The following is a 19,680-nucleotide window of genomic DNA, read 5'->3' on the forward strand; positions in this document are numbered from 1 at the left end:
GCCGCGCGGGCGCGGCTACCCTGCTGGGGTGAGTACGAAGCCCGCCGCCGCCCCCGCCCAGCCGACCGCCCCGCTGCCCAGGCGGCTGACCACCGCCGCCGCGCTGACCGCCCTGGAGGGCCTGGCGCTGGCCGGCCTCGGGGTGTACCTGCTGTTCGTGGGCATCGGCGGCGACGCCGATTCCCCGCAGCAGGCCGAGACCGGCGGGATCACCCTGCTCGTGCTCGCGGCGCTGCCGCTGATCGCGGCCCGCGGGCTGCGGCTGGGCCGCCGCTGGAGCCGCGGGCCCGCGCTGATCACCCAGCTGATGGCGCTGCCGGTGGCGTGGACCCTGTACTCCACCGGCGGGGCGATGATCGCCGCGGCCGTGGCGCTGGCCGTGGCCGCGGTGGCCGTCGTGGCCCTGCTGGTGAACCCGACGGCGACCGTGGCGCTGGGAATCGGGCCCGGCGAGCAGACCCGATAGCCCGTACTGCACAGCCCGTACCGCGGTCCGTACCGCCGTTCCCTCCCGCCGTAGTCCCTACTCCTCGACGAGGAGCTTCTCGCGCAGCTGGGCCAGGGTGCGGGCCAGCAGGCGCGAGACGTGCATCTGCGAGATGCCGACCTCCTGCGCGATCTGCGACTGGGTCATGTTGCCGAAGAAGCGCAGCAGCAGGATCCGCTTCTCCCGCGGGGGCAGCCCCTCCAGCAGCGGCTTGAGCGACTCGCGGTACTCGACCCCCTCCAGGGCCTCGTCCTCCGCGCCCAGGGTGTCCGCCACCGCCGGCGACTCGTCGTCGGTGTCGGGGACGTCGAGGGAGAGCGTGCTGTAGGCATTGGCCGATTCCAGCCCCTCCAGCACCTCCTCCTCGGAGATCCCGAGCCGTTCCGCGAGCTCGTGGACGGTGGGGGAGCGGCCGTGCTGCTGGGAGAGTTCGGCGGTGGCCGTGGTCAGCGAGAGCCGCAGCTCCTGCAGGCGCCGCGGCACGCGTACGGCCCAGCCCTTGTCGCGGAAGTGGCGTTTGATCTCGCCGACCACGGTGGGCGTCGCGTACGTGGAGAACTCGACCCCGCGGTCCGGGTCGAAGCGGTCCACCGATTTGATCAGGCCGATGGTGGCGACCTGGGTCAGGTCGTCCAGCGGCTCACCGCGGTTGCGGAAGCGCCGCGCGAGGTGCTCGACCAGCGGCAGGTGCATCCGCACGAGCCGGTTGCGCAGCTCCGCCTTCTCCACCGAGCCGTCGGGCAGCGCCCGCAGCTCGATGAACAGGGCCCGCGCGCCGCTGCGGTCGCGCGGATCGGGCAGCACCGGGGGCACCGGCAGCAGCGGCGGCCCCGCCTGCGCCTGTGCCCCCACCGGTTCCGGTTCCGTGTCCGGGGCCGTGGCAGCGGCCCCGGATGGCTGTGAAACGTGTGGTTCTTCGTGCTGGTTCTCGCTCATAGGGCCCGCCCGTCGCTCCGCCGAGTCCAAAAAGCCGTCTTCCGCTTCCGCGTCAGCCGGGTGCGGCCGGGCGTGCTGCTGCTCCGGGATGCCGCCGTCGACCTCGTGCCGTACCCGGGGCCGATCCCCGCCCCGCACCGGGATCTCCCCGCCGCTCACGCCGGGCCTGGACCCGCGCCGCGCTGTTTGTAGAGGCTGATGCTCACCGTCCGGTCCTCCTCGACCGTGGATTCGACCTTGCCGGCCAGCGCCGACAGGACGGTCCAGGCGAACGTGTCGCGCTCGGGCGCACGCCCGTCCGTGGTCGGTGCGGAGACCGTCACCTCCAGCGAGTCGTCGACCAACCGGAACACGCAGCTGAGGACGGAGCCCGGCACGGCCTGTTGGAGCAGGATCGCGCAGGCCTCGTCCACCGCGATGCGGAGGTCCTCGATCTCGTCGAGGGTGAAGTCCAAACGTGCGGCGAGGCCGGCCGTGGCCGTTCGCAGCACCGACAGGTAGGCACCCGCAGCGGGCAGCCGGACTTCCACGAAGTCCTGGGTCCCGGGCTCGCCTGCGATCTGGGACACCCTCACCTCCAAGGTGGTACGAGCTCTGTTCGCCGGTGACGCTATCGCGATCCGGGCGATCGTGTCGCGGCACCCCTCATGGCACCCGTTTCAGGCACCCCCGCCTACGGCCGGTGACTGATGGTATGCCCTCGGGTACGCACAGTGGCTAGGGGTCTGCGGGCCCAAATCGGGGGAACCGGCGGAGGGTTGACCTACCCCTCCTCAGACGATCGAACCGTCGACATAACACCACCGCCAGGTCTCGCCCGGCTCGAAGCTCCGCATGACCGGATGGCCGGTGCTCATGTGGTGCGCTGTGGCGTGCCGGTGCGGCGAGGAATCGCAGCATGCCACGTAGCCGCACTCCAGGCACATGCGCAACTGCACCGGATGGCTGCCGAGGGCAAGACATTCAGAGCATGTCAGGGCAGAGGGGACAGGCTCGGGCCGCGTCAGTTCGGGAACGTGGGTGCACTCGCTCATGATGGCCAGCGTACTGACGTGCGGGCGCCGCAGGACGACATGGCGATCAGCCACGACGAGCGAGGGTGGATCTTCGATGGAGGTATTGCCGCTGGTGGCGCTGGTGGCCGGCAGCGCGATCGTGGCCGGGGCGGCCCGGTGGACCCGGGTGTCCGCGCCGCTGCTGCTGGTCGCCGCCGGTCTGATGGCCTCGTACGTCCCGGGCGTGCCCTCGTACGCCCTCGACCCGCACATCGTGCTGCCGCTGCTGCTCCCGCCGCTGCTGTACACGGCCGCGGTGGACAGCTCGTACCTGGACCTGCGCGCGAACATGCGGCCCGTGGCGATGCTGTCGGTCGGGTACGTGCTCTTCGCGACGGTCGCCGTCGGGTACGTGGCGTACCTGGCGGTGCCTGGGCTGACGCTGCCGGTGGCGCTGGTGCTGGGCGCGGTGATCGCGCCGCCCGACGCGGTGGCGGCGACCGCGATCGCCCGCAAGCTGGGACTCCCGAACCGGATCACGACCATCCTCCAGGGCGAGTCCCTGGTCAACGACGCCACCGCCATCACCGCGTACAAGGTGGCGCTGGCGGCGGCGGTCGGGGTGAGCGCCGGCTGGGCGGGCGGCATCGCGGAGTTCCTGCTGGCCTCGGTGGGCGGCGTGGGCGTGGGCCTGGTGCTGATGGTCCCGATCCACCACCTGCGCAAGCGGCTGCGGGAGCCGCTGCTGCAGAACACGCTGTCGCTGCTCATCCCGTTCGTCGCGTACGCGGCGGCCGAGCGCGTGCACGCCTCGGGCGTGCTCGCGGTGGTCGTGGTCGCCCTGTACCTCGGGCACCGGAACTGGCAGGTCGACTTCGCGACCCGGCTCCAGGAGGAGGCGGTGTGGCGGATGATCGCCTTCATCCTGGAGTCGGTGGTCTTCGCGCTGATCGGCCTCCAGCTGCCCGTCGTCCTGAAGGGACTCGGGGAGTACGAGGGATGGCACGCGGCCGCGTACGCGCTCATCGTGTTCGCGGCGGTGGTGGTGGCCCGCTTCGTGTGGGTGTTCCCGGCGACGTTCCTGCCGCGGCTCTCGGAGCGGGTCCGCCGGCGGGAACCGGACACCAACTGGAAGGCGCCGGTGATCGTGGGCTGGGCCGGGATGCGGGGGGTGGTCTCGCTGGCGATCGCCTTCTCGGTGCCGATCAGCGTGCCCCACCGCAACCTGATCCTCTTCCTGACCTTCACGACGGTGATCGGCACGCTGGTGGTGCAGGGACTGACGCTGCCGCCGCTGATCCGGCTGCTGCGGCTGCCGCCGCGCGACGTACAGGCGGAGACCCTGGCCGAGGCCCAGGCCCAGAGCGAGGCCTCGCGCGCGGCGGAGGACCGGCTGGCGGAGCTGCTGGCGGAGCCGGAGAACGCGCTGGCGCCGCCACTGGCGGAACGTCTGCGCACGGTCATGGAGCGGCGGCGCAACGCGGTGTGGGAGCGGCTGGGGGAGGTCAACCCGGTCACCGGTGAATCGGCTGACGACGTCTACCGGCGCCTGGCGCGGGAGATGATCGCCTCCGAGCGGGAGGTCTTCGTGACCCTGCGCGACCAGCGCCGCATCGACGACGAGATGCTCCGGACCCTGCTGCGCAGACTGGACCTGGAGGAGGCGGCGGCGTACCGCGAGGAAGCGGCCTGACCCCCGGGGCGGGGAGCGGGAGGGGCCGGAGGTGCGGGGGAGCGGAAGGGGCCGGCGGCCGGACGCGCGGGGCCCCGGCGCCGCACCCCGCCGCTCAGGGGCGGCCGGTGACGACCGCGGTCACGGCCGTGCCCGCGGGGAACGCCCCCGACTCCGTGAGCGCCGCAAGGGCCCACAGCAGCTTGGCCACGTAGACGCGCTCCACGGCGAATCCGTGCCGCTGCTCGAAATCGGCGGCGAAGGCCTCCAGCCGGGCGGGCACGCGCGCGTACCCGCCGTGGTGGAACCCCTCGGCCAGGCTCCAGTCCCCGGCCGGAGCCCCGAAGGCAGCCTCCTGGAGGGAACGTATCTCCGCGCCCAGGAACTCACCCGCCAGTACGGGGACCCCCAGCGCCCGCTGGCCCGGGCCGAGCCCCGCCGCCAGCCCGGCCAGTGTGCCGCCCGTACCGCAGGCCACGGCGACCACGTCCGACACGCCCCGCAGTTCGCGCCCGAGCTCGGCGCACCCCTCCAGCGCGAGCGCGTTGCTCCCGCCTTCGGGGACGACGTACGAGGACCCCGCCCGGGCCTGCTCCAGCAGCCGCGCCCGCTCCTGCGGCTCGGCCTTGCGCCGGTACTGCGACCGCGTGACGAAGCACAGCCGCATCCCGTCCGCCGCGCACCGCGCGAGCGAGGCGTTGAGCGGCCGGTCGGCGAGCTCGTCGCCCCGCACGATGCCCACGGTCTCCATCCCCAGCAGCCGCCCGGCCGCCGCGGTGGCCCGCAGATGGTTCGAGTACGCCCCGCCGAAGGTCACGACGCCCGGGAAGCCGCCCTCGACGGCGGCCCGCAGATTCGGCGCCAGCTTGCGCCACTTGTTCCCGGGCAGCTCGGGGTGGACCAGGTCGTCCCGCTTCACGAGCAGCCGCACGCCGTGGCGCCCGAACCGCTCGTCCTCGACCTCCACCAGCGGCGAGGCCGGCCGGGGCCGAAGGAGGACACCGAGGTCAGGAGAACCGTTCACCCACCCATTGTCCGCCGCCCGCCCCGGCCGGACGGCGCAGGTGCACGTACGGGACCGTCGCGCCGTCGAGGGTGTGGCGGTCGGATTCGGCGAAGCCGTTGGACAGGGCGAAGCGGAGGCCGTCCTCGTTGGAGGCAGGCCGCACCGCCGAGGTACGCGACGTCGAGGAGGTGGCGCCCGGCCCGCTCGCGCACCTCGTCGAGAGTGAGGGCGTCCGGGGGAACGATCAGGTTGTGGACGTGGCGCCAGTCCCGGAGGGATGCTTCGCCCGCCACCCGTTCGATTCGGAGACCATCGGTCATCGGGTCAGGGAAGCCGCGGACCCTCCCGGCGTCAACCCTCCCGTGTGCGGCGCTCGCCGCCCCTGCTAGGGAAGGCGCCGGCCTACGCGGGTGCGGAAGGCGTCCATCGTGAAGCCCTTCGGGTCGATCTTGCCGGGCTGCCATTCCAGGTGGCCGATCACCGAGCGCTCGGACCAGCCGTGAACCCGGCACAGGGCCGCCGCCGCGCGGGCCATGGCGTCCAGTTGGACCTCCGGCCAGGGGTCGTGGCCGTCGCCGAGGTTCTCGCACTCGAAGCCGTAGAAGTGGCGGTTGCCGTCGGTGTTCGCGTGGCGGTCCGGCGGGAGCCGCTCCTCCGCGATCACCGCCGCCAGGACGTCGGAGTCGCCCGCCCCGGCGTGGTTGGCGCGGCCGTAGCCGACCAGGTGGACCCGGCCGTCCTTGGTGATCACGCCGTGGCAGAGCGGCCCGGGGAGGGCCGCGTCCCCGTCGCGGCACAGCTCCACGGTGAACTTCGTGCCGTGCGTGACGGTGTGGTGGATCATCACCCCGTTCACGGGGCCCCACGGGCCCTTGTGGTTGCGGTTGTGGGTGCGCCAGGCGCCGACCTCGACGACCGTCAGACCCTCGTTCCGCAGTGCGCCGATGAACCGGTCCGCGGACATGGGTGCGGACATGGCCGCCTCCTCTCCGGGTGCACGATGGCCACCTTGTGTGACCATCTCGTTGCTCTCCGGTGTAGTGGAGGCGGTCCCTCCGGGCTAGTGCATTCGTACGGTGAGCGAGCCGATCCGGACACTCTTCCCGACCGGCCCACCCGTCACGGGAGTTACGCGGGGGCCGGGCCGGAGGCCTCGGCCGAGGCCAGCCACAGGTCCGGGCCGAACACCTCGTAGTGGATGTCCGCGGCCGACACGCCCCGGGCGAGCAGCTGCGCGCGCACGGACCGCATGAAGGGGAGGGGCCCGCAGAGGTACGCCGCTGTGCCCGGGGCCACCGTCACGTCCGCCAGGTCCAGGCGGCCCTCGCCGTCGCCCGGCTCGGCGCCGGCCTCGTACCAGAAGCGGACCGAGGCGTCGGCGAGCTTGTGGGCCAGGGCCCGGTGGTCGGCCCGCAGCGCGTGGTCGGCGGGGGAGCGGTCGGCGTGCAGAACGGTCACGGGGGCGGTGTGGCCGGTGTCGGCGAGGTGCTCCAGCATCGACAGCATCGGGGTGCAGCCGATTCCGGCCGAGGCGAGCAGGACCGGTGCGGCGGAGTCCCGCAGGACGAGGTCGCCGTAGGGGGCGGAGACCCGCAGGGTGTCGCCGGTCGCGATCCGGGCGTGCAGGTGGTTCGAGACCTCGCCGTCGGGGCCGCCGCCCGGGCCCTCGCCGCGGACCCGCTTGACGGTGATCGACCGGGCCGGGGAGCCGGGCGCGCTGGAGAGGCTGTACTGGCGTATCTGCCGGGCCCCGTCGGCCAGTTCCACCTGGACCGAGACGTACTGGCCGGGCTTGAACGAGGGGGCAGTGGCGCCGTCGGCCGGGACCAGGTGGAAGGTGGTGCAGTCCGCGGTCTCCTCGACGCGGGCGGCGACCGTCCAGGTGCGCCAGACGTCGCCGGCCAGGACCTGCCGCCCGGCGTAGAGCCGCTCCTCGAGGGCGATCAGGGAGTTGGCCATCAGCCAGTACACCTCGCCCCAGGCCTCGGCCACCTCCGGGGTGACGGCCTCGCCGAGGATCTCGGCGATCGCCGCGAAGAGGTACCGGTGGACCACGGGGTACTGCTCGCGCGTGACGCCGAGCGAGGCGTGCTTGTGCGCGATGCGCTCCAGCATCACGTCCGGGCGGGTGTCCGGGTGGGCGACGAGGTGGGTCGCGAAGGCGGCGATGGAGCCGGCGAGGGCCTGCTTCTGGAGGCCGGCGTTCTGGTTGCCGCGGTTGAACAGGTCCCGGAGCAGCTCCGGGTGGGCCGCGAACAGCTTCGTGTAGAAGAGGTCCGCGATGTCGCCGATGGCCGCGCCGACGGCGGGCAGGGTGGCGCGTACGGTCTCGGTCGACTTCTCGGACAGCATGGGGGCTCCTCTTCGCGCACATCGGCTAATAGGTATCTGGGATGCTTATTTTTGGACGCGGGTGCGCCCGGGTACACCCGTTCGGGCCGTTGATGTCAGGTGGTGGGAACCGGCCAACGGGCCCACCGGGCAACCAGCAGGGCGGCCCGCTCGCCGGGGCGGCCGGCCCCGGCGGTCAGGGGCCCGCCGTCCGCCCCGGCGGTCCGCCCGAGATGCCCAGCAGCAGCGGGCCGGTCGGCGCCGCGACGAGGTCGTCCACCGTCAGCGGGTCCAGCGCGGCGAAGAACGCCTCCTGGGCCCGGCGCAGCGCGCCCCGCAGGACGCAGGCCCCGCGCAGCGGGCAGGGGGTGGCGCCCTCGCAGTCCACCACGTCGCCCGCACCCTCCAGTTCGCGGACCACCCCGCCCACCGGGGCGGCCCGCCCGGCGGCGGTCAGGGCCAGGCCGCCGCCGCGGCCGCGCCGCGCCTCGACCAGGCCGAGGTGCTGGAGCCGGGCGACCACCTTCGCCGTGTGCGTGTACGGGACCTCCATGGCCGCCGCCACGTCGCGCGTGGTCGGGAGGTCCGCGTCCGCGACGGCCAGGCGCATCAGCACGCGCAGCGCCAGGTCGGTGAATCGGGTCAGCCGCATGCGCCCACCCTAGAAAACTTGCAAATGCCGTGCAAATTAAGGGCCTTCGGCCGCCCCCGAGCGCGAGGTGGCCGGAATCCGTGGGATGGAAGCGGCCCGTGGGCGCGAGGTGACCCCAAAGGGTGCCCACACCCGGACGGAGTAGTCCCACCCTTTTGTGTAATGGTCCCACCACGTTCCGCACTGGAAGGCTGCATCCCGCAGATCCACGGAGTGATCGAAAGGGATACACATGTCGGTCCAGGCAGGTTCCGAATCCGAGGTCCAGGCACCGCAGAGGAGTCTTGCGACCGCGGCCGCGCGGAACTTGGCAACCACGACCAAGTCCGCTCCGCAGATGCAGGAGATCACCTCCCGGTGGCTCCTGAAGATGCTCCCGTGGGTGTCCGTGCAGGGCGGCACCTACCGGGTCAACCGGCGGCTGAGCTACTCGGTCGGCGACGGACGCGTGGAGTTCATCAAGACCGGGACCCAGGTCCAGGTCATCCCGGCCGAGCTCGGCGAACTCCCGCTGCTGCGCACCTACGAGGACCTGGACGTGCTCACCGAGCTCGCCCAGCGGTGCCGGCAGGTCGACTTCGAGGCCGGCCAGGAGCTGACCTCCTTCGGCAGCACCTCCGACACCGTGTTCCTGCTGGCGCACGGCCGCGTCGAGCAGATCGGCCCCGGCCCCTACGGCGACGACGCCGTCCTGCGGACCGTCGCCGACGGCGCCTACTTCGGCGAGGACTCCCTCGTCGACGAGGAGGCGATCTGGGAGTACACCGCCCGCGCCGTCACCTCCGGCACCGCGCTCGTCCTGTCCCGCCAGGACTTCCAGCTGCTCGCCGACCGCGTCGACTCGCTGCGCGCGCACGTGGAGGCCCAGCGCGCCCTGCCCGCCCAGCGCTCCAACCAGTACGGCGAGGCCGCGATCGACCTCTCCGCCGGCCACCACGGCGAGGCCGTCCTGCCCGGCACCTTCGTGGACTACGAGGCCAGGCCGCGCGAGTACGAGCTCTCCATTGCACAAACGGTCCTGCGGGTGCACACGCGCGTCGCCGACCTCTACAACCAGCCGATGAACCAGACCGAGCAGCAGTTGCGGCTCACGGTCGAGGCGCTGCGCGAGCGCCAGGAGCACGAGATGCTCAACAACCCGGAGTTCGGCCTGCTCCACAACGCCGACTACGACCAGCGCATCCAGCCGCACGACGGCGGGCCCAGCCCCGACGACATGGACCAGCTGCTCAGCATGCGGCGCGGCTCCGACCTGTTCCTCGCCCACCCCAAGGCCATCGCCGCCTTCGGCCGCGAGTGCAACAAGCGGGGCCTGGTCCCGGAGACGGTCGACGTCGCCGGCACCCGGATGACGACCTGGCGGGGCGTGCCGATCTTCCCGTGCAACAAGATCCCGATCAGCGACGCCCGGACCACGTCCATCCTCTGCATGCGCACCGGCGAGGACGAGTCCGGGGTCATCGGCCTCCACCAGCCCGGCATCCCGGACGAGATCGAGCCGAGCATGTCGGTGCGCTTCATGGGGATCAGCGAGCAGGCGATCATCTCGTACCTGGTCACCGCGTACTTCTCGGCGGCGGTCCTGGTGCCGGACGCGCTCGGCATCCTGGAGAACGTCGAGATCGCCCGCTGGCGCTGAGGGCCGGCCGAGCGGGACCACCGGGGATCGGGGATCGGGGAGACGCCATGGGCACCACTGAGGCGATCACGACCGGCGAGGGGCACGAGGCCGCGGCGCTGCTGGAGCGGACGAGGGAAACGGTCTACCCGGAGCTGCGCCGCACCGTCGAGAGCCTGCCGGGCTCGATGCGGCGCGTGGCGATGTACCACTTCGGCTGGGAGCGGGCGGACGGCACCCCGGCCGCGGGCAACGCGGGCAAGGCCATCCGGCCCGCCCTCGTGCTCGCCGCGGCCCGGGCCCTGCGGGGCGACCGGGACGAGAAGGAGGCCGAGGGCGTCGTACGGGCCGCGACGGCCGTGGAGCTGGCGCACAACTTCACGCTGCTGCACGACGACGTCATCGACAAGGACGCCGAGCGCCGGGGCAGACCCACCGCCTGGACCGTGTTCGGGATACCGGACGCGATCATCACCGGCGACGCGATGATGGCGCTCGCGACCCGGCTGCTGGCGCAGGATCCGCACCCCGCCTCGGCGGCGGCCTCGGCGCGGCTCTCGGCCTGCGTCATCGAGCTGTGCGCCGGCCAGCAGGCGGACTGCGCGTTCGAGCACCGCCCGCACGTCTCCCTCGACGAGTGCCTGACGATGGCGACGGCCAAGACCGGCGCCCTGCTGGGCTGCGCCTGCGCGCTCGGCGCGCTCTACGCGGGCGCCGGACCGGACGAGGTCGACGCGATGGACGCGTTCGGGCGGGAGGCCGGGCTGGCCTTCCAGCTGATCGACGACCTGATCGGCATCTGGGGGGATCCCGTGCACACCGGCAAGCCCGCCGGGGCCGATCTGATCGCCCGCAAGAAGTCCCTCCCGGTCGTGGCCGCCCTCACCTCGGGCACCGCGGCCGGCGAGCAGCTGGCGGCCCTGTACGCCGGCCCCATGACCGGGGACGACGTGCGCGAGGCGGCCGAGGCGGTGGACCGGGCCGGCGGGCGCGACTGGGCGCAGGCCCATGCCGCGGACCGGATGGGCCGGGCGGTGCAGCTGCTGTCCCGGGCCGTGCCGGACCTGGGGGCGGCGGGCGGGCTGCTGGCGCTGGCGGAGTTCGTGACGCGGCGTACGAAGTGAGGGCGTGGCGGGGGCCGCCGCGCTGCGCGCAAGCCCTGTTCCGGCACCTCATGGTGCCGGAACAGGGCTTTCCGCCGCTCTGGAGCAACTCTAGGATCGCTCGCGGTGGTTGAGACGTGAGCGAAGGGTGTGACCAGTGGCGCTGGAGATACGTCGGGCCGAGCAGTCGGACCGGGACGCGGTGGCCCGCCTCCTCGACGAGGCCTTCCGCACCGACCCCGTGAGCAGCTGGGTCTTCCCGGACCCGGAGCACCGGGCGGCGGTCCACGCCAAGTTCCTGGGCGTCTTCGTGGACGTGGCCCTGGAGGAGGGCCGGATCGACTACGCGGTGGACGGCTCGGCGGCCGCCCTGTGGCTGCGCGTCCCGGCCGGGGATCCGGAGGGGGAGGCCGCCGAGGACGACGTGCCGGCGCGGATGCGGGCGGCCGCCGACCCCGGCAACGAGCGGTGCGAGCTCGTCGGCCGGCTGACCGGCGAGGTCCACCCGACCGCCGAGGAGCACGAGTACCTGCTGATGATCGCGGTCGCCCCGGACCGCCAGGGCGAGGGCCTCGGGACGGAGCTGATGCGGCCGGTGCTGGAGCGCTGCGACCGCGAGGGAGTGCCGGCCTACCTGGAGGCGAGCAGCGAGCGCAGCAGGGAGCTGTACGAGCGGCTCGGCTGGGTGTTCACGGGCGAGGCGGTGCGGCTGCCGCAGGGTCCGCTGATGTGGCCCATGTGGCGCAAGCCGCAGGGGACGGCCGCGTAAGGACCGCGGACGCGAGTGCCCCCGCGAGCGCGTACGCACCGCACGGCCCCGGTCGCGGTACGTCGCCGGGCGCCGGGCACCGCCGGACGCGCGGAACCGGCCTACCGTGGAGGTATGGCCGGTGAACAGCACCAACAGAAGGATCGGCGCCACCCGCAGCCGCACGAGGTCGTGGCCCCGCAGGCCGGGCACGAACAGCTCACGTGCCCGGTCTGCGGTCGCTCCGTCAACACCCTCGTGCGGCGGCGCAAGGCGCTCGGGATCTTCGTTCCGGAATGGGTGCCGGGTCCCTGCCGGAACCCGGACTGCCCCGAGTACGAAGCCGAGGTGGCCAAACTGCCCGAGCTCTGACTAGCCCTTCGTCCCCAGGCCCGACGCGGCCAGCCCGTTGGCCCACAGCTGGTTCACGCGCGAGCGTTCCGTGCTGTTCGGGTAGGGGTTCTGGCAGGAGGTGCCGGGACCGCCGCCCGACATCAGCTCGGAGCAGGGGCCCGAGTAGTGGTCCGGCAGGCCGAGCACGTGGCCGGTCTCGTGCGCGGTGACCCGGGTGGAGTTGTACTGCTGGTTCTGCCGGTAGTCGAGGAAGATGTAGCCCCGGCCGTGGCCGTCGGTGCTCGCGTACGAACCGCGCGAGTCGTTGCCCTCGTAGTACGAGAAGTTCCCGCCGGAGGAGACCTCCTGGAGCTTCACGTTCGAGACCGAGCTGTTCCATATCTGGGTGGAGCTGGCTATCTGGCTGCGGAAGCTGGGCGCGTTGCGCGTGTTGTACGTGACGGTCACCGCGAGGACGCCCGGGTTCGCGGCGCGCTGCTCGGCGACCGAGCGCTGCACGGCCTCGAAGAAGGCGCGGTTCGCGTCCTGGTTCTCCTGCGAGCGCTCGTACGCCGCGTAGCTCGCGGAGTTGCCGACGGGAGCGGGGGCGGCGCTGGCCGTGGGGACGGCGCCGAGCGCGGCGGCGAAGCCGAGGCCGATGGTGGCGGCCAGGACGGCCTTTCGGGACGTACGGGAGTGGCGCATGTGGGGGAGCTCCTACTCATCCGGTGCGGGGGGTGGTCGTTCGGTACCGGAGTCTGCGGGAGCGGGAGCGGCCGGCGGATGATGTCAGCCACCGATAGCGCCGCCCTATCGGGAAGATTTCGGAAGGTCAACTTCCATGAGAATGGCGGGATTCGGTGGGGTATCAGTGGCTGGTGCGGTCCGCTGGGACCGGCCTACCCTCGGGTCATGGAGCTTGAGGTGAGGCACCTGCGCGCACTGTGCGCCATTGCCGACGCCGGCAGTCTGCACAAAGCCGCGCGGCAGCTCGGCGTGAGCCAGCCCTCCCTGACGACCCAGCTGCGGCGCATCGAACGCGCTCTGGACGGGGAACTGTTCCTGCGCGAGCGCACCGGCTGCCGGCCCACCCCGTTCGGCCGCACCGTCCTGGGCCGGGCCCGGCCGCTGCTGGCCGAGATGGCCGCGCTCGTCGCCGAGGCCAGGGCGCTGGCGCGCGGACCGCGGCTGAACATCGGCTCCACCGCCAGCCGCGCCATACCGGGGTGGCTGCGCCGGATCCACCGCAGGATGCCGGAAACCGAGACCTCGCTGGTGGTGGACGTCTCGGCCAACGCCCTGCTGCGGATGGTGGCTTCCGGCCAGCTGGACGTCGCCTTCGTCCACGAGGTGGAGGGCAGCTCGCTGCTGATCCCCGCCGGGCTGCAGCTGCGGGTCCTGATGGAGCGGGAGCCGCAGTTCGTGTCGATGTCCCGGGACCACCCGGCGGCGCGCCGGCCGGTGGTCGAGTTACAGGACCTGGCGGCCGACCGGTGGACGGTCGACCCCTCCGTGGACGGCGAATGGGACGGCCTGCGCCGGGTGTTCGCCGGGGCCGGGCTGGACCCGCCCGTCCTGCACGCCGACTACCACACCGCGACCTCGCTCATCGTCTCCGGCGAGGCGGTGGCCCCCTGCCAGCCGACGTCGGGGCCGCGCGACGACATGGCGATCCGCCCGCTCTCCGGCGACCCCCTGGCGGTCCGGCTGCTGCTGGCCTCCCGCCCGGGCGCGCACGCCGAGGTCTTCGAGGACCTGCGCGCCGCCTACCGCGAGGCCGCCCTGCGCACGCCTCCGTACCGTGCCTGGCTCCACCACCACGAGAGCCCCCTCCTGGCCGCGTAGCGCGCCGACTCGCGACACAACGCGACTGCCCTCCGGGTGGGGCTTGACTTCGGCGTGCCGCGATATATCGTGTTCTCGGAAGACGCGATATGTTGCGTGCCGTGTCCGTACGCCGAGGAGGCTCAAGCACCATGGCAGAGCAGAAGACGTGGTCGATCGCCGCACCGCAGAAGCTCACCTTCGAGGAGCCGGTGACCGAGCTCCGCGTCCGCGTCGTCGGCGGCGCGGTGAACGTCGTCGCCGACGAGGGTCCGGCCCGGCTTGAGGTGGCCGCCCTCGACGGCCCGCCGCTGTACGTCGTCCAGGACGGCGGCACCCTCACCGTCTCCTACGAGGACCTCCCCTGGAACGGGGCCCAGGGCTTCAAGGAGTGGTTCGAGACCAAGCCCTGGAAGTCCTGGTCCCGCACCGGGCTCGGCCGCAAGGCCTGGGAGCGCAGCGCCACCGTGACCCTGACCGTTCCCGCCGCCACCCGCGTGCAGCTCGCGGGCGTCAGCGCCGCCGCGGTCGTCTCCGGCATCGCCGCGGACACCGACGTCCACGGGGTCTCCGGCGACGTCACGCTGGTCGGCCTGTCCGGCAAGGTCGCGGCGAACACCGTCTCCGGCGGCGTCGAGGCCCAGTCCCTCACCGGAAAGCTCGGCTTCCACTCCGTCTCCGGCGGCCTGACCGTCGTCGACGGCGCCGGCGGCAGCGTACGGGCCGACTCGGTCAGTGGCGACATGCTCGTCGACCTCGCCCCCGACCCGGCCGCCCCGCGTCCCGTGGACATCTCCCTGAACTCCGTCTCCGGGCAGGTGGCGATCCGCCTCCCGCACCCGGCCGACGCCCGCGTGGAGGCCAACACCACCACCGGCAGCCTCTCCAACGCCTTCGAGGACCTGGTCGTCTCCGGCGGCTTCGCCGCCAAGCACATCACCGGCACGCTCGGCTCCGGCTCCGGCACGCTGCGGGCCACCACCGTCTCGGGTTCCATCGCCCTGCTGCGCCGCCCGGCCGCCGACGCCGGCGCCGACGAAGGCCCCGCCGCCCCGCTCGTGCTCGACAAGAAGGTGCTCTGACATGCCGCCCGTCTTCGCCCACGGCCGCCTCCGCCTCTACCTGCTCAAGCTGCTGGACGAGGCCCCGCGACACGGGTACGAGGTGATCCGCCTGCTGGAGGAGCGCTTCCAGGGCCTGTACGCACCCTCCGCGGGCACGGTGTACCCCCGGCTGGCCAAGCTGGAGGCCGAGGGGCTGGTCACGTACGCCACCGAAGGCGGGCGCAAGGTGTACTCCATCACCGAGGCGGGCCGCGCCGAACTGGCCGACCGTGGCGGTGAACTCGCAGACCTGGAGCTGGAGATCCGCGACTCCGTCTCCGAGCTGGCCGCCGAGATCCGTGACGACGTACGGGGGGCCGCCGGCGCGCTGCGGCGGGAGATGCGGGCCGCGGCCTCGGCCTCGGCGACTCCGGTCGAGGACGCGTCCTGGGCGGCGGCCAAGGAGGAGCTGCGCAAGGCGAAGCAGGAGTGGAAGGAACAGGCGCGCCGGGCCAAGGACGAGAGCCGCCGGGCCCGCGAGGAGGCGCAGGCGGCCCGCCGCCAGGCCAAGGAGGCGCAGGAGCGGGCGCGCGAGGAGGTCATGCGGATCGCGAGCCAGTTCCAGGAGCAGTTCGCGAAGTCCGGCGGGATGCTGGGGAATCTGGCCGGCAGCTGGCTCGGCGGCACCGGCGCGGGCTCCGGCTCCGGTACCGGTACGAGCACCGGCTCCGGCACCGGTACGAGCCCCGGCGGCGCGGGGACCGGCAAGGACACCGCTGCCGGCGCCGCCCCCTCGGCCCCCGTCGGCCCGCGCTGGGCCGAGGACCTCACCCCCTCCGGCGACCCGGCCCGCGACCTGGACCGGCTGCTGGACCGCTTCCGCGACGACGTACGCGACGCGGCACGCGACCACGGGGTCACCCCGGCCAAGCTGGCCGAGGTCCGCGCCCACCTCGCGGCGGCCGCGGACCGCCTCGCCGAGACGCTCCGGCCCCGCCGGTAGCCCCCTCGCGGTACCGCGCGAGCCGTCAGGCCGCCAGGGCCGCCTCCGCCGCCGCGTACGTGACGCCGTGGTCCGCCAGGACCTCGGCGGTGGTGCCCGGGAGCGAGAGCAGCGCCAGCAGCAGGTGCACGGTGGCGATGTGGCCGTCGTGGCGGCCCAGCGCGATGCGCAGGGACTTCTCCAGCGTCTTCTTCGCCCGCTGGGCGAAGGGGACGTGCCGGCTCACCGGCTCCGCACGGCCCAGCGCCGAGCGGAGCGAGGAGCCCAGGGTCAGCCGCCGCGGGGCCGCGGCGGCCAGTACGCCCTCGCCGTGGGCCTCCTCGACCCGGGAGACGATCGCGTCCAGGTCGATGCCGAGGCCCGCGAGGGCCTCCTCGTCCGCCCGGGACATGCCGCCACGGCGGCGCGCCGCGGCGAGGTCCGCCGCCATCGCGGCGCGGTCCACGCCCAGCGGGTCCAGCGCTCCCCGGCCCAGCAGGGCGAGCAACAGGTGCTCCTCGGTGACGGTGGCGGCCCCTGCCCGCCGGGCCTCGCCCACGGCCGCCACGACGGTGTCCCGGGCGTCCCGCGTGAAGCGCTCGAACATCAGACCCTCCCGTGCTTCTTGTGTACGGCCTGCCGGCTGACGCCCAGCTCGGCCGCGATCTCCTGCCAGGACCACCCCTGCGCACGGGCGCTGCGTACCTGTACGGCCTCCAGCTGCTCCAGCAGCCTGCGGAGGGCGGCCACGGCACGCAGGCCCACGCGCGGATCGCGGTCACCGGCCCGCTCGGCGAGATCGGTCGCTTCTGTCATGCCTGTCAATCTAGGTTGACAGGCATGAGGGTGTCAACCGCTGTTGACGGCCGACGACTACACCGTCAGGACGATCTTTCCGAACAGGTCGCCCGCCTCCAGCTTCTCGAAGCCCTCGCGCGCCCGGTCCAGCGGCAGGACCTCGTCGATCACCGGCCGCACCCCCGTCGCCGCGCAGAACGCCAGCAGGTCCTCCAGCTCGTCCTTGGACCCCATCGTCGAACCGACCACCTTGAGCTCCAGGAAGAAGATCCGCGTCAGCTCGGCGTGCGCGGGCCGGTCCCCGCTCGTGGCGCCCGAGATGACCAGGGTGCCGCCGGGGCGCAGCGATTTGACCGAGTGCGACCAGGTGGCGGCGCCGACCGTCTCGATCACCGCGTCCACCCGCTGCGGGAGCCGCGCGCCGGGCTCGAAGGCCTCCACCGCACCCAGCTCCACCGCCCGCTTGCGCTTGGCCTCGTCCCGGCTGGTGGCGAAGACCCGCAGGCCCGCCGCCTTGCCGAGGACGATCGCGGCGGTGGCGACGCCGCCGCCCGCACCCTGCACCAGTACCGAGTCGCCGGGGCGCACGCCCGCGTTGGTGAACAGCATCCGGTACGCCGTCAGCCAGGCCGTCGGCAGGCAGGCGGCCTCCTCGAACGACAGCTCGGCGGGCTTGCGCAGGACGTTCCAGGCGGGCACGGTCACCTGCTCGGCGAACGTGCCCTGGTAGCGCTCGGTCAGGATCGAGCGCGGCTCGTCGGGGCCGACGCCGTGGCCGCTCTGGCCGATCACGGAGTGCAGGACGACCTCGTTGCCGTCCTGGTCGGTGCCGGCGGCGTCGCAGCCGAGGATCATCGGGAGTTTGTCCTCGCCGAGGCCGACCCCGCGCAGCGACCACAGGTCGTGGTGGTTGAGTGAGGCGGCCTTGACGTTCACGGTCACCCAGCCGGGGCGGGCCCCGGGGGCCGGGCGCTCGCCCAGCACGAGGCCGCTCAGCGGCTGGTCACGGTCGATTCGGGCGGCGTAGGCAGCGAACATGCCGCGACGCTACCGCCCGGTAGCGCTTCGGGCCAGACCCGCCGGGGCCGTGGCGGTGAGGTCTTCGTCGCACCCGGCCCCGCGGAACGATGGCCGCGGGCGGGAACCGGGCGGGCGTGTTCCGGCGTGTGTTCCGGCGTCCGCATCGAACCGTCCGGTAGTCGAACGGAATCATTCGTTGCTCGCTCAACCAACGCTGTCACGTGCGGTCTTGTGCGGCCCGGGGGTGAAAACGGAACGTCCGGATCAAGCCTCGGAGGGCGGTAATATTCACGCCATACCGCCGACTCGCCATGGGCCTGCCACCTTGTGGCCGCCTTCTCATTGACGGGGCGTCAGCCCCGTCGGGGTGCTGAGGCGGAGCATCCCCTCCCGGCTCGGGGGCGGGGAGGGTGTGTCCCACTGCAGAGGGGCCCGGCCGGATGTGCATCCGGCCGGGCCCCTCTGTGCGTACCGCTGCCGGTCAGGCCAGGCGGGCCACGCCGTCGGCCTTGGCCGCCGCCGCGACCGCGGCCGTGACGGCCTCGGCGACGCGCGCGTCGAACGGCGACGGGATCACGTAGTCGGCGGCGAGCTCGTCACCCACGACGCCGGCGATGGCGTCGGCGGCGGCGATCTTCATGCCCTCGGTGATCCGGCTCGCGCGGACCTTCAGGGCGCCCGCGAAGATGCCCGGGAACGCCAGCACGTTGTTGATCTGGTTCGGGAAGTCGCTGCGGCCCGTGGCCACGACGGCCGCGTACTTGTGCGCGACGTCCGGGTGGACCTCCGGGTTCGGGTTGGCCATGGCGAAGACGAAGGCGTTCTTCGCCATCGAGGCCACCGCCTCCTCCGGCACGGTGCCGCCCGAGACGCCGATGAACACGTCGGCGCCGTTCAGGGCCGCTTCCAGGGAGCCGGTCCGGCCGGTCTTGTTCGTCAGGCCCGCGATCTCCGCCTTGACGTCCGTCAGGTCCGAGCGGTCCGCGGAGACGACGCCCTTGCGGTCGGTGACGCAGACGTCGCCGATGCCCGCGTCCACGAGGATCTTGGCGATGGCGATGCCCGCCGCGCCCGCACCCGAGATCACGGCGCGCAGGTCGCCGAGCGTGCGCCCGGTCAGCTTCGCGGCGTTGCGCAGGGCGGCCAGGGTCACGATCGCCGTGCCGTGCTGGTCGTCGTGGAAGATCGGGATGTCCAGGGCTTCCTGGAGCCGCCGCTCGATCTCGAAGCAGCGGGGGGCGGAGATGTCCTCCAGGTTCACCCCGCCGAAGGACGGCGCCAGACGGATGACCGTCTCGACGATCTCGTCCGCGTCCTTGGTCGCGAGCGCGATCGGCACCGCGTCCACGCCGCCGAACTGCTTGAACAGGATGGCCTTGCCCTCCATCACGGGGAGGGAGGCCTCGGGACCGATGTCACCGAGTCCCAGCACGGCCGTACCGTCGGTGACGACGGCGACCACGTTGGACTTCCAGGTGTACTCGTTCACCAGCTCGGGCTGCTCCGCGATGGCGCTGCAGACCTTCGCCACGCCCGGCGTGTACGCGAGGGACAGGTCGTCCTTGTTCTGGACCGGCACCGTGGCCTGGATGGCCATCTTGCCGCCCCGGTGCAGCGCGAACACCGCGTCCGGGTTGTTGTCCGTCGCGCTGTCGCTGCGAGGATTGACGATCTCCGCTGCCACTTTCTTGGCCCCTTAGGTCTTTGAATCGTTGAGGGTGACCACACCTGGTTAAGGGGTGGGCGGGCACCGCGTCCGTACTCCGCATCGACGATTGGGCCGTCTCCGCGGAGGGGAGGTTCGTACGCGCGGGCGCGCCGCACGCGCGCCCTGAGCCCCGGATGAGGGGTGTAAGGATCCGTTGTACCCGAAGAACGCTCACCCAGACGAGTCGATTCCGGCTCGACTGCAGACCTCTTGTCCTGTTTTCGGCGAAAGGTCCAAACGTCTGTGTCCAATGGACGAGACGGACCGCAAATACTCCGTCAAAAAGGCCTGGTCACGGAGGTTCCTTCGGTCTCGAACCCCCCATTCCGCAGTCCTGTTGGGTACCACCGCCCACCCGTTATCCGATTTTGACCTGACGAACTGCCTGAATGCGTCAGTCCGAATGGCAAGATGCCGTAATCAC

At 72.7% G+C, this 19,680-nt stretch carries 22 protein-coding genes; 9 read left to right on the forward strand and 13 right to left on the reverse strand.

Features of this window, described 5'->3' with window-relative positions; all coding sequences use genetic code 11:
* Positions 1 to 28 precede the first annotated feature (28 nt).
* Positions 29 to 466: a hypothetical protein gene (locus ACS04_RS05750; protein ID WP_048475416.1), complete on the forward strand. Its 438-nt coding sequence runs from the start codon at positions 29 to 31 to the stop codon at positions 464 to 466.
* A 57-nt stretch (positions 467 to 523) separates the two neighbouring features.
* On the opposite strand, the gene ACS04_RS05755 is transcribed toward ACS04_RS05750, so the two are convergent.
* From ACS04_RS05755 to ACS04_RS36065, 3 genes are all read right to left on the reverse strand, one after another.
* Positions 524 to 1,582: an RNA polymerase sigma factor SigF gene (locus ACS04_RS05755; RefSeq protein ID WP_048475417.1), complete on the reverse strand. Its 1,059-nt coding sequence runs from the start codon at positions 1,580 to 1,582 to the stop codon at positions 524 to 526.
* Positions 1,579 to 1,992 carry an ATP-binding protein gene (locus ACS04_RS05760; protein ID WP_030153599.1) on the reverse strand — a complete coding sequence of 138 codons (414 nt, stop codon included), beginning with the start codon at positions 1,990 to 1,992 and terminating at the stop codon, positions 1,579 to 1,581. The genes ACS04_RS05755 and ACS04_RS05760 overlap by 4 nt, the downstream gene beginning before the upstream one ends.
* 204 nt (positions 1,993 to 2,196) lie before the next feature.
* Positions 2,197 to 2,457 carry a UBP-type zinc finger domain-containing protein gene (locus ACS04_RS36065; protein WP_078864479.1) on the reverse strand — a complete coding sequence of 87 codons (261 nt, stop codon included), beginning with the start codon at positions 2,455 to 2,457 and terminating at the stop codon, positions 2,197 to 2,199.
* Between the two features lie 76 nt (positions 2,458 to 2,533).
* Here ACS04_RS36065 and ACS04_RS05765 point away from each other — a divergent pair, with 76 nt between their 5' ends.
* On the forward strand, positions 2,534 to 4,111 hold the full coding sequence (locus ACS04_RS05765) for a Na+/H+ antiporter (protein WP_048475418.1): 1,578 nt from the start codon (positions 2,534 to 2,536) through the stop codon (positions 4,109 to 4,111).
* 94 nt (positions 4,112 to 4,205) lie between these two features.
* Here ACS04_RS05765 and ACS04_RS05770 read toward each other — a convergent pair whose 3' ends face one another.
* The 5 genes from ACS04_RS05770 to ACS04_RS05785 form a co-directional block, all read right to left on the reverse strand.
* A complete protein-coding gene (locus tag ACS04_RS05770; protein WP_048475419.1) occupies positions 4,206 to 5,114 on the reverse strand; it encodes a 1-aminocyclopropane-1-carboxylate deaminase/D-cysteine desulfhydrase in 909 nt (302 codons plus the stop codon).
* Complete coding sequence (locus ACS04_RS40380) at positions 5,098 to 5,259, reverse strand: hypothetical protein (protein ID WP_398024635.1); 162 nt, start codon at positions 5,257 to 5,259, stop codon at positions 5,098 to 5,100. The genes ACS04_RS05770 and ACS04_RS40380 overlap by 17 nt, the downstream gene beginning before the upstream one ends.
* 222 nt (positions 5,260 to 5,481) lie before the next feature.
* Positions 5,482 to 6,072: a peptidoglycan recognition protein family protein gene (locus ACS04_RS05775; RefSeq protein ID WP_209441634.1), complete on the reverse strand. Its 591-nt coding sequence runs from the start codon at positions 6,070 to 6,072 to the stop codon at positions 5,482 to 5,484.
* A gap of 152 nt (positions 6,073 to 6,224) precedes the next feature.
* Positions 6,225 to 7,448 (reverse strand): globin domain-containing protein, encoded by a 1,224-nt coding sequence (locus tag ACS04_RS05780; RefSeq protein WP_048475420.1) that lies wholly within the window; start codon positions 7,446 to 7,448, stop codon positions 6,225 to 6,227.
* Positions 7,449 to 7,623: 175 nt separating this feature from the next.
* Entirely contained in the window at positions 7,624 to 8,079 is a 456-nt protein-coding gene (locus ACS04_RS05785; RefSeq protein ID WP_048475421.1) for an RrF2 family transcriptional regulator, read from the reverse strand.
* A gap of 232 nt (positions 8,080 to 8,311) precedes the next feature.
* Here ACS04_RS05785 and ACS04_RS05790 point away from each other — a divergent pair, with 232 nt between their 5' ends.
* The 4 genes from ACS04_RS05790 to ACS04_RS05805 all read left to right on the forward strand — a co-directional run bounded on the left by ACS04_RS05790 (position 8,312) and on the right by ACS04_RS05805 (position 11,920).
* Positions 8,312 to 9,718, forward strand: coding sequence for a family 2B encapsulin nanocompartment shell protein (locus tag ACS04_RS05790; protein ID WP_048475422.1), 1,407 nt, complete (start codon positions 8,312 to 8,314; stop codon positions 9,716 to 9,718).
* 47 nt (positions 9,719 to 9,765) lie between these two features.
* Positions 9,766 to 10,821, forward strand: coding sequence for a family 2 encapsulin nanocompartment cargo protein polyprenyl transferase (locus tag ACS04_RS05795; RefSeq protein WP_048475423.1), 1,056 nt, complete (start codon positions 9,766 to 9,768; stop codon positions 10,819 to 10,821).
* Positions 10,822 to 10,957: 136 nt separating this feature from the next.
* Positions 10,958 to 11,569 (forward strand): GNAT family N-acetyltransferase, encoded by a 612-nt coding sequence (locus ACS04_RS05800; RefSeq protein WP_048475424.1) that lies wholly within the window; start codon positions 10,958 to 10,960, stop codon positions 11,567 to 11,569.
* Positions 11,570 to 11,683: 114 nt separating this feature from the next.
* Positions 11,684 to 11,920 (forward strand): hypothetical protein, encoded by a 237-nt coding sequence (locus ACS04_RS05805; protein WP_053080708.1) that lies wholly within the window; start codon positions 11,684 to 11,686, stop codon positions 11,918 to 11,920.
* Here the strand turns inward: ACS04_RS05805 and snpA are convergent, their stop codons facing one another.
* Complete coding sequence (snpA, locus tag ACS04_RS05810) at positions 11,921 to 12,586, reverse strand: snapalysin (RefSeq protein WP_048475425.1); 666 nt, start codon at positions 12,584 to 12,586, stop codon at positions 11,921 to 11,923.
* A 207-nt stretch (positions 12,587 to 12,793) separates the two neighbouring features.
* On the opposite strand from snpA, the gene ACS04_RS05815 reads away from it, so the two are divergent.
* From ACS04_RS05815 to ACS04_RS05825, 3 genes are all read left to right on the forward strand, one after another.
* Positions 12,794 to 13,726 (forward strand): LysR family transcriptional regulator, encoded by a 933-nt coding sequence (locus ACS04_RS05815; protein WP_048475426.1) that lies wholly within the window; start codon positions 12,794 to 12,796, stop codon positions 13,724 to 13,726.
* 131 nt (positions 13,727 to 13,857) lie between these two features.
* Positions 13,858 to 14,787 carry a DUF4097 family beta strand repeat-containing protein gene (locus ACS04_RS05820; protein WP_048475427.1) on the forward strand — a complete coding sequence of 310 codons (930 nt, stop codon included), beginning with the start codon at positions 13,858 to 13,860 and terminating at the stop codon, positions 14,785 to 14,787.
* Between the two features lies 1 nt (position 14,788).
* Complete coding sequence (locus ACS04_RS05825; RefSeq protein WP_048475428.1) at positions 14,789 to 15,751, forward strand: PadR family transcriptional regulator; 963 nt, start codon at positions 14,789 to 14,791, stop codon at positions 15,749 to 15,751.
* 25 nt (positions 15,752 to 15,776) lie between these two features.
* Here ACS04_RS05825 and ACS04_RS05830 read toward each other — a convergent pair whose 3' ends face one another.
* From ACS04_RS05830 to ACS04_RS05845, 4 genes are all read right to left on the reverse strand, one after another.
* On the reverse strand, positions 15,777 to 16,337 hold the full coding sequence (locus tag ACS04_RS05830) for a Clp protease N-terminal domain-containing protein (RefSeq protein ID WP_048475429.1): 561 nt from the start codon (positions 16,335 to 16,337) through the stop codon (positions 15,777 to 15,779).
* Positions 16,337 to 16,546, reverse strand: a complete 210-nt coding sequence (locus tag ACS04_RS05835) for a helix-turn-helix domain-containing protein (protein WP_008741547.1) — start codon at positions 16,544 to 16,546, stop codon at positions 16,337 to 16,339. Before ACS04_RS05835 ends, ACS04_RS05830 begins: the two co-directional genes overlap by 1 nt.
* 57 nt (positions 16,547 to 16,603) lie before the next feature.
* Positions 16,604 to 17,566: a zinc-binding dehydrogenase gene (locus ACS04_RS05840; RefSeq protein ID WP_048475430.1), complete on the reverse strand. Its 963-nt coding sequence runs from the start codon at positions 17,564 to 17,566 to the stop codon at positions 16,604 to 16,606.
* Positions 17,567 to 18,029: 463 nt separating this feature from the next.
* Positions 18,030 to 19,232 (reverse strand): NAD(P)-dependent malic enzyme, encoded by a 1,203-nt coding sequence (locus ACS04_RS05845; protein WP_048475431.1) that lies wholly within the window; start codon positions 19,230 to 19,232, stop codon positions 18,030 to 18,032.
* Positions 19,233 to 19,680 lie beyond the last annotated feature (448 nt).

The organism is Streptomyces roseus (genome assembly GCF_001044425.1).
GTDB classification, from domain to species: domain Bacteria; phylum Actinomycetota; class Actinomycetes; order Streptomycetales; family Streptomycetaceae; genus Streptomyces; species Streptomyces roseus.